The 8,721-nt window shown below is 42.4% G+C and carries 5 protein-coding genes; all 5 read left to right on the top strand.

Translation table 11 applies throughout. The features are described from left to right. Window positions 1-3,670: RHS repeat-associated core domain-containing protein (locus DW005_RS12950; protein ID WP_147324445.1), on the top strand; the 3,670-nt coding region annotated here is incomplete at its 5' end. A 17-nt stretch (window positions 3,671-3,687) separates the two neighbouring features. Then, window positions 3,688-4,284 (top strand): hypothetical protein, encoded by a 597-nt coding sequence (locus tag DW005_RS12945; RefSeq protein WP_117480044.1) that lies wholly within the window; start codon window positions 3,688-3,690, stop codon window positions 4,282-4,284. Window positions 4,285-4,553: 269 nt separating this feature from the next. Beyond that, window positions 4,554-5,933, top strand: a complete 1,380-nt coding sequence (locus DW005_RS12940; RefSeq protein WP_117480043.1) for a transposase — start codon at window positions 4,554-4,556, stop codon at window positions 5,931-5,933. A 402-nt stretch (window positions 5,934-6,335) separates the two neighbouring features. Continuing rightward, on the top strand, window positions 6,336-6,806 hold the full coding sequence (locus tag DW005_RS12935) for a hypothetical protein (protein ID WP_117480041.1): 471 nt from the start codon (window positions 6,336-6,338) through the stop codon (window positions 6,804-6,806). A gap of 481 nt (window positions 6,807-7,287) precedes the next feature. Further along, on the top strand, window positions 7,288-8,721 hold a 1,434-nt coding region (locus DW005_RS12925), incomplete at its 3' end, for a DUF6531 domain-containing protein (protein ID WP_207658747.1).

The following is an 8,721-nucleotide window of genomic DNA, read 5'->3' as shown; positions in this document are numbered from 1 at the left end:
GATTATATCATTTATTCCAGTGTTGGTGTTACAACTTTATTATACCATCTCAGAGACCGGGGAAGAGGAGGATGACCCGGATTTAGAGCAGGAAGAAAATGACCGTCTGCTGGAGAAACGGACATATGCTTTCAAGCCCGACGAAAAGAAATTCATCGTCAATGAGGATGGGAAAACGGTTCCCAACTTCTACATTACGGGCAGGGGAAACAAAGTATTAAGCGGCAGCAAATATTTCTATGACGATGCAGGCGAAGAGATCGGCAGTGCCAGCTTCAGCAACGGGGAACTGGATGCCGCCCACTGCACCTCTTGGAATTTTACCAAGGAAGAAACAGAAGTCATCGGCGAGGATGATGTGGCACAGACGATTACCATCAGTTACAGCAAGGAACTGAATCCATTGGTATATCAATCGGAGGTGGATACAGATAATTATTACGACCAGTTTAATGATGCCGTGCTGAGTGAGAACATTACCGAAACTGTGTCGGACGCAGAGGGAAATATCCTGTCCAAGACAAGTACCACCATCCGGGGGAAAAATCGTTCCGAAGTGATTGCCACATATGAGACAGACGATTTTGGAAGAAATGTCAAGGAAAACACAGTTACTAAAAAATACCAGGATGGGAAGTGGCTTCCGTCTTATGAGGAAGAAGTTCTTCTGGTATACGATGAAAATGGAAATGTCAGCCAGACCGAGACAAAGAGCCGGAAAGAGGGGGATACGGACTGGCAGTCCCGGATAACGAAGGCGGATTATGACGACCAGGGAAATATTATAAAGGAATACACTCCGAAGGGTGTGGGAGAAGGCGTTTCCACCCAATATACCTATGACATTCTCGGTCAGATGATACGGGCAGAGTATCCGTTGGAAAAGGAAGATGGAAGCATCCATTATCAGACCACCACGACAGAGTATGATACCACGGGAAATGTCATAGCACAGAATGAAAAAATAGATGCTGACAGGACGACAAGAACGGAGTATACTTATGATAAGCGGGGCAGCCTTGTCATGGTTAAAAACTGCATGGAAGATGGAAAAGCGCAGTACGTCCAGTATGTCTATGACATTATGGGAAACAAGGTGCGCCAGTTTACGGGCATGACCAGCCCGCTCACGATAGTAGTATCCGAGGTTCCCGGTGAAAATGGGGAGTCTTCTGGCGAGGGGGCAGAAGCTGGAAATGCGGCGACGGAAAGTGAAGCCGGAGAAAAGGGAGAGGAAGCGGATACCTTCTCTTATGCAGGAAAGACCTACCGCCTTACCGTCAGCGGGAAGAAAAAGACCGATACCATTGCCGAGACAAAGTATGAATATAATGAAAAAAATGAATTAGTGGCACTCATCGACCCGGAGGGAAGAAGGGAGAGCTATTCTTATGATGAAAACAGCAACCTCACCAAAACGGTAGATAAGAATGGCAACACCCTGAAAAACACCTATGACTACCAGAACCGCCTGACGGAGATGGTGGCAAAAGAAAAGAAGACAGGGAAAGAGACCACCCATTCCTATACTTACAATGCCTATGGGGACGTGGAAACCCAGGACGGCACCAGATTTACCTATGGGGATGTATCCGGGCAGGTTACCAGCGAGACCACCAAACTGACCAAGAACAAGGACGTGGTTAAGCATTATACTTACGACAGTGCCGGCAATAGGTCCGCCTTTACTGTGGCCGTGGGCGGGGAAAAGAAGCTTTCCCTCCGCTATGCCTATGACGGGGAATCCAAACTGGCATCCGTTACCGATGAGAAAGGCCGCAAGGTAGTGGGATACACCTATGACAAGGACGGAAACCTGTCAGAGAGGAAAGTGCCGGGAAATAACCTGACCACCACTTATGCCTATGATTACCAGAACCGACTGACAAGGATGAAGAACCAGACAGGCAGTGCCGGGGTGGTTTCTAAGTACAGCTCAGAATACTTAGAAAACGGTCAGAAATCCAAAGAGGTTTCTGCGGTTCTTGGCAAAGATGGGAAGAAGCGGAGCAGTACCGCCACTTACACCTATGACCTGCTTGGCCATATCCGGAAAGAGACAAGAACCGGAAGCGACGACATCATCTATTCCTACGACAGTAACAACAACCGTAAGGAAATGAAGGCAGGCAATAAGACCACTGCTTACCGCTACAATAAAAATGACGAGCTGCTCCGTACAGACACTTTAAATACAGATACGGAGGAGGACTCCGTTGTTATCTACAAGAACGATAAAAACGGAAACCAGCTTGCCACGGTCAACCGCTATGAGATTCCAAGCGACAAAAAAGACCGAACCTACATTGACATAGACGTGACACTGGGAGACAACCGACTGAACGAGAATGTTGTCAACCACTATAATGCACTGAACCAGCTGACAAAAACGCTTACCAGAGACAGCAAAGTAAGCTTTACTTATGATGCCGAGGGGCTGCGAACCAGTAAGACTGTGAATAGAGAGAAGACAGTCTTTGTCTGGGATGGCGACGAGGTTGTCATGGAACTGTCCGGCAGCGGCAAGGTGCGGAAGCGGTATATCCGTGGAAACGACCTTGTGTATGCGGATCAGGGAGACGGAACAGAGCAGCAGTATTATATCAAGAATCCCCATGGCGATGTCGTTCAGCTAACAGATGACAGCGGCAAAGTCATTAAGGACTATGAGTATGATTCCTTCGGGAATGAAGTGAACCCGGATAAAAAGGATGAGAATCCCTTCCGCTACTGTGGGGAATACTACGACAGAGAGACGGAGACTATCTATCTCCGGGCAAGGTATTACCAGCCGTATCTGGGAAGATTCCTGACGAGGGATACCTATACCGGGGAAGAAGATGACCCGTTAAGCCTGCATCTGTATACTTACTGTGGGAATGATGGAGTAAATAAGGCAGACCCAAGTGGGAATATTTTTGAGACGATACTGGATATTGCGAGTATTGGACATAGTATTTATACGCTGGTCACTGAACCATCTTGGGAAAATGTGGCAAACCTGGCATGGGATGTTGGAGCGACTATTGTTCCCGGCGTACCTGGTTCTTATGTTGGAAAAGCTGGTAAAGCTATTTCCAAAGTAGTAAAGAGTTCAAAAGCAGTGCAAAAAGGTACAAAATATGCGAGGAAGGCTAAAACTGCTGTCAAAACTGCTGTATCTAGTGCAAAAACTGTTGGAAAGCGAGTTGTAAAAAAATCTTCTAAGGCTTTAAAAAAACGGGTAAATTTAAAAGGGAAAAATCTAACTAGACGAACTAAAAATGCTTTAAATAAGGCTAAAAAAAGTTGGAAAAAACCGGGTAAGAAACCTGTAAAAAAACCAACAAAAAAGTCAGATATCCCAATTTATAAAAGAGGGGAATCTGGGGAAATAGCATTGAAAAAAGCATATGGCGGAGGTCATAAAACATTTAATACATCTGGGGGAAAACGTGTAGTGGATGTGTTTGCAAATGGAATTGCACATGAAAGTAAAGTTGGATATGTTTCAAAAACCCAATTTATACAAAAGCAGATAGAAAAAGATGTAGAACTAGTTCAAACGGGAAAAATAAAGGCAGCACATTGGCATTTTTATAGAAGCCCCACAACGGGGAAAATAGGAGCCTCAAGGCCGTTGTTAAAACTACTAGATGACTGCAATATTAAAGTCACAATACATTATTAATGCTAGGAGGGACTGTAATGGAGTATATTGCTGCGGAAGCAGAGTCACCTATAGAAAAAGGGGATTTTTTAAGTTTCACCAAGAGAGAAGCGGAAATCTATTTTAATTGGTATATAGAACATATTGATGAAAGGATAGAATATTTGTGTGAATATGTTCATTCACAAGGTCAATCTATAGAGCTGGACTTTTCTGTTAATTCAATAATTGAAATTTGGGATTGGTATGTAAAACAAATAAAAATAGAACGATATACACGGAGTGAATTAGAAGAAATAGCAAAAGAATATCCGCAATGGATTCGCGAAGAAATCATATCAGACGATATAAAATTGAGTTATGAGACACTGGCAATTTGTAGTGATGTGGCCATCTATTTTGCTGAAGTTTTTCGGAGACAAAATGAAAATGATATTTCATGGGGGTTTTTTACAAAACCGAAAAAACAGTATTCGGTTAATGAGCCGGTTTTATTAGGTTTTATAGGAAATGATTGTTTGAATCCAAGAAGGACGGTATATCATTGTACCCTTCATTATATAGATTGTGAAAAAAGATTTACTTTATACGAGATGTATAAAGTATGGAAGAAGAAGGTTGAAACAAATAAGTAAAAGGCACCCAAAGAATAAAGGGCATAGCAAACAAACCATTTTTCGGTGGCTGAAAAAATAAATATAGACACAACACCTAATCAGGTAACAGGAACAGCATCCTTTTTGATGATATATCCTCGTTGTTTAAGTAACTAAAACTTCCCACACCGATATGGTGTGTTGAACCTTGAAAATTCAATATTTTAGCCAATAAAAAGGGCATAAACCTGTTCCGTTTGGTATAATGGAGTTGTCGAAAAACCATCTTTACAAAGGAGATTTATGCCATGTCCAGTATACCACAAAACCATTCCGATGAAAAAGCCTTAGTTGACTGTGTTCAGAGATTTTTTTCTAAACACCATGTTGGCAAGCTTCTTGCCAGATGCAATGGAACGAAAGAAAAAGGTGTTTCTCCTGTTTCTCTGCTTCGGTACAAACTCAGCAACATTTTTGTCGGAAGAAGCATGTATATGCAGCAACGGACCAGCTCTTTTAAGGAAGATTTTTCCAAGGACACATTCTACCGTTTCCTTAATTCTACAAAAACAAACTGGCTTCGTTTCACTTCTCTTCTTGCAGCGGATATCGTAGATCATGACATCAAAAATCTGACGAATGATAGCAGGAAAAATGTTTTCATCATTGATGACAGTCTTTTCAACCGCACCAGTTGCAAGAAAACAGAACTGGGATCAAAAGTTTTTGACCACACGGATATGCGTTTCAAAATAGGATTCCGAATGCTTACTTTAAGCTGGAGTGATGGAAATACATTGATTCCCGTAAACAGCTGTCTGCTGGCATCTGCAAAAGATACAAATATCATTAGTCCGGTAAAGAACTTTGATAACAGAACCCTTGCTGGCAAAAGACGCAAGCTTGCTCAGACAAAAGCACCGGAAGCAATGATGACTCTGTTGGACACTGCGCTCAGTGCAGGACTGAAAGCGGATTATGTCCTGTTTGATTCCTGGTTTTCCAACCCGGCACAGGTCATAGACATTCATTCAAAAGGTATGAATGTGATTGCCATGATCAAGAAAAGCAGCCGGATCAAATATTCGTACTGTGGTGAACAGCTGAATATCAAAGAGATCTATTCCCAGAATAAGAAGCGTCGTGGCAGATCAAAATATCTGCTTTCCGTTGACATTATGGTCGGAAAAGAGAATCCGATTCCAGCAAAGATCGTTTGTGTAAGGAACAAAGTGAATCGCAAGGACTGGCTTGCTTTTATCTGCACAGATACGACTCTTTCCGAAGAAGAGATCATCCGTATTCATGGAAAACGATGGCAGATCGAGGTTTTCTTTAAAACCTGCAAATCCATGCTGAACCTGATTGGAGAATGCCATAGCTTATCTTATGATGCACTGACAGCCCATGTGGCCATTGTGTTTACCAGGTATATGTTACTTGCAATGGAACAACGCCAAAATGAAGATCAGAGAACTCTTGGTGAGTTGTTCTTCTTTCTTGTCGATGAAATGGCAGACATTACTTTCAGCAGATCACTTGCTATTCTGATGGCTGCCTTAATGGCAAGCCTTCAGGAAATCTTAAAGCTCAGTGACGAGCAACTGACTGCTTTTACTTCTGATTTTGAAGCAAGATTACCTGAATATTTGTGCAATGCACTCCATCCAGAGATTGCAATGGCATAAATCACTATTTTGTTAGCTGAAATATTGAATTTTCAAGGTACGAATCCCGTTTCAGGTATGGGAAGTTTTAGTAACTTTAATAATGGAAGTCAGGATATTGGTTCACGAGCAAAGGATAGAGAGAATGGTAGATTTGAGGAACTTGGATGGGCGCGTTCATTTGAAACATATGGCTATGTTCACATGGATGTTACATGGAAAAATAGGACTGCAAAAATCAAGATAAAAGTATATAAAGGAAGTAGCAATTGATGGAACTAAAAACACTGTATCGGCAATTTTTATAAAACAAAATAAGAAAATTGCTATTTAGTTGCATTTAATATTGTTGTGCAACGCACAGATTTAAAGTCATAGAAATGATTATTGGGATATGAGAGATGACAAAGGAGGATTTGCCTTATGTTGAAATTGCATAAATGTATGGTTGGAATACTGATATTTGCCTGTGTCTTGTTATTTGTATTATTGTTGTTTTTTTGTTTGAATAGAAACGAGGCGAAGGTTGGTACTGATATAGAATTTGTCCAAAAACAATTTCCATGCATTGAAGAAATAGAGGAAGTGAAATATTATTATGATGTAAAAAGCAATGAAAGAGAGATAGGACTTTCAAATATAGAATTTGATGGTTTTATAAAGATTGGAGAAAATTTTTGTTGCAAAATAACACAAGAATATGACTGGAAAGAGACTAAAAAGGCCAAAAAAATAATACCAAAGAAAATACTCGTACAGAAAAGTAATCTAGAATATAATTTTTTGTATAGTTATGATTTTTCTAGCGATGGAAAATATATATCGGACTCGTGGGTAGGAGATTTTTATTTAGATAAATCGCACAGGGTTCTTTATTTTGAGTGTGAATGGTAATTTTTAGGGATAGACGGAAAGAGAAGAGTAGATTGATGATGACAGTAAAGATCCAAAATTGATAGCAAATCTTGTAAAGGATGGAAACTATGATATGCCGTATCTTCCGGAGGGGTTGTATGCGGAATTAAGGAGATACTTCATGTTCCGAGACCAGCTTACGGAGGATTGAATTCGAAATCTGAACCAACTGCATAGGGAAATTTTCCACGGAGGAGCAGTTAGGCCTCACAAAAGCGCAGAACCGGCGGTTAAAGGATAGATCCCTCAGCAAAGAGGAGCGGACCAACGTGGCGCTTCTGATTTTGAATGAGACCTGTACTTTTGAAAAAGTGCTGGAACAGCTGGATGCCGGAAAAACGGTAGAAGACCTGATGAAAGAGAAATCAGAATAACATATGAATGGAACAGATGGGGAGCGGTTCATTTTATTACTATGATGTGCGATGAATCGGAATGAAACAGATAGGAGTGAATATTTATGGGAAAGATCAAAAAGGGAATCACAAAAGCAGCAGCCACAGCCTTGCTTTGCGGAGCAGTACTTTTTGCTACCGGCACCACCTGTCAGGCGGCAGGGGAAACCTATGACACAGCGATGGAAGCAGCGTATGGCGACACCTTCCGGAGTGTGTATGAAAACCGCCTTGCCGGTTCCCCGTTGGAAGCCGAAGCAGCAGATGGTGTTGATACCGCCACCGGTCATCTGATGCTTTCCCGGACAGATCTTTCCCTCGAAGGAACAGGCGGCATGGACTTTGAACTGAACCGCTATTATGACAGCAATGAAGCAAATCTTGGACATGCCACGGTGGAATATATAGAGGATCTGGAGGTGGATACCCTCTGGGTTTACTACACAGCCTCAGACGGCTCTCAAAGACGCATTGTCGTGAACGCCGCCGTTTTGAAAAACCATAAAAATGCGTTGAAAAACCTATTGGTAAAATATGAAAAGGGCGCTGGATGGAAAGGGGTGTCGCTTAATGGAAAAAAGCATTATGAGGAAGACACCCAGAGAACGAAGATTGTCAGTAACGAGGGACATAACGTATATGGTTTGGCGAGTGGCTGGCGGTATGATTTCCCGTGGATCGAAACAGTTACGTTGACAGAAGAGGAAGGATGGGGGAAGAATCCTACCTACCTGCATTACGGCAGTGCCGGTGTGGCAAATATCGAAACAGAGGCAGATGACGATAATAAATGTTATCATATCAAGGGACTGGAAGGCTATGATTATGATGACATTAAACTGGAAGACTGGGACAAAAGCGTAGACGGTATCGCCTGTAAATACCTTCTGAGAGATAAAACCGGACTCCGTACCTACTTTAACGAGGACGGAGTAATTGTGCTGCAGAAGGATGCCCATGATAACAAGATTACCTATACTTATACAGACGGCATTTATTTCAGTAAAATCACGGATTCCGTCGGACGGGAGATTGCGTTCCATTATAACAACGACGATGGGGAAAAGACCCTTTCATCAGTAACCGTTCAGGGCAAAGCTGCCGGGGGAGGCGTGTCCAAGAAGACAATCTCTTACGAAACGGAAGAAAAATCCTATACACCTCATCATGGGGACAGGCTGCATGGTGTGATCCTGACCAGTGCGACCGTAGACGGCAGCAAAGAAAAGTATAGTTATAAGACGGTGGAGCGGCTGGTCAACACCTCCGGTGCCGGGGTGGCATCCCAGCGTGTTTCTACGAACCAGAGTTACCTTCTGAACAAAATCACGGCAGACGGAAACGAAACCCACTATGAGTACCGTGCCGGTTCCCTGCATGGCACAAAAGATGCCGGTGCCGGGCAGAAAAGGGATGTGGTGACGGAGCAGTTTTATGTAACCAGGGAATATGAAAAAGATACGAAGACGGGCAAAAAATCAAATGGCGTCAAATACGAT

It is taken from the genome of Clostridium sp. AF36-4, from assembly GCF_003435975.1.
Classification (GTDB): domain Bacteria; phylum Bacillota; class Clostridia; order Lachnospirales; family Lachnospiraceae; genus Eubacterium_F.
Note: the sequence above shows the minus strand (reverse complement) of the source record. Positions and strands in the feature narration are given on the sequence as shown.

Bases quoted from the DNA above. Each gene is read 5' to 3' on its own strand.
- DW005_RS12940 (WP_117480043.1), top strand. From the start codon at position 4,554: ATGTCCAGTATACCACAAAACCATTCCGATGAAAAAGCCTTAGTTGAC.
- DW005_RS12935 (WP_117480041.1), top strand. From the start codon at position 6,336: ATGTTGAAATTGCATAAATGTATGGTTGGAATACTGATATTTGCCTGT.
- DW005_RS12945 (WP_117480044.1), top strand. From the start codon at position 3,688: ATGGAGTATATTGCTGCGGAAGCAGAGTCACCTATAGAAAAAGGGGAT.